Here is a 1,101-nt window from a genome sequence, read left to right on the forward strand (position 1 = left end):
TAAGGATGCTCTGCATAAACCGGAATCAAGTGTGCTTGATTGCTTGACGGGGAACTGAATGCGCCGCGACGTCGCCCGATCAGCCGAGAACGAAGCACTCCAAAGAGCAGCAACTAGCGTTCGCGGACTCCGCGTATGGTGCCCGGCCGGGCCAGAAGCATGCTCATGCCGCGGCAGCCAACAGCTTGCCGCGCGCCATCCACAAGTTGGACAGCGCGAACAAGGTCATGAGTTGCGCGGTGTTCTTCCGCAACCCTCGGTAGCGGACCTTGGTGTAGCCGAATTGCCGCTTGATCACCCGGAACGGGTGTTCGACCTTGGCCCGGATGCCAGCCTTGATTCGCTCGACTTGATCAATGAGTGCGTCCAGTGGCTTGTTTTTGTCCAGGATGCGGCGGCGGCCCGGCTTCATCGCCACGTGCCAGTTCACGCCGGCCCGAGCGTTCGGGCGCTTATGCACGCCCTGGTAGCCCGCATCGCCAAACGCATCAATTTCCTCGCCATGCAGCAGGCAATTGGCTTCGAGTACGTCGCCGACGTTGCCCGCAGTGCCTCTCACCGTGTGCACCAGCCCGGATTCGGCATCCACGCCGATATGCGCTTTCATGCCGAAGTACCACGGGTTTCCTTTCTTGCTCTGATGCATCTCCGGGTCACGTTCGCCCGATGCATTCTTGGTCGAACTCGGGGCGCTGATCAGCGTCGCGTCCACCACCGTGCCCGCGCGCAACATCAACCCCTTGTCGCGCAGGATGTCGTTGACCAGCGCGAGGATCTGCGCGGCCAGCTTGTGCTTCTCCAGCAGATGACGGAACCGCAAGATGGTGCTCTCATCGGGCAGCCGCACCGTCCAGTTGTCCAGCCCGGCGAACTCGCGGTACAGCGGCACATCGTGCAGCGCTTCTTCCATCGCCGGGTCCGACAGACCGAACGACTGCTGCAGAAAGTGGATGCGCAGCATCGCCTCGACCGCAAACGGAGGCCGTCCGCGCTTGCCTTCCGGCGCATACGGCGCGATCAGCATCACCAGGTCGGTCCACGGCACCACCCGGTTCATCTCGTCCAGAAATTCGCGCTTGCGTGTGCGCTTCGTCGACAGGT

Annotated in this window: 1 protein-coding gene; it reads right to left on the reverse strand. The window is 62.2% G+C overall.

Annotation, left to right across the window (positions count from 1 at the left end):
* Positions 1-163 precede the first annotated feature (163 nt).
* Complete coding sequence (locus tag DID96_RS37765; RefSeq protein WP_124604402.1) at positions 164-1,099, reverse strand: IS5 family transposase; 936 nt, start codon at positions 1,097-1,099, stop codon at positions 164-166.
* Positions 1,100-1,101: the final 2 nt, after the last annotated feature.

The organism is Burkholderia sp. Bp8963, from assembly GCF_003854275.1.
In the GTDB taxonomy this organism is placed as follows: Bacteria; Pseudomonadota; Gammaproteobacteria; order Burkholderiales; family Burkholderiaceae; genus Burkholderia.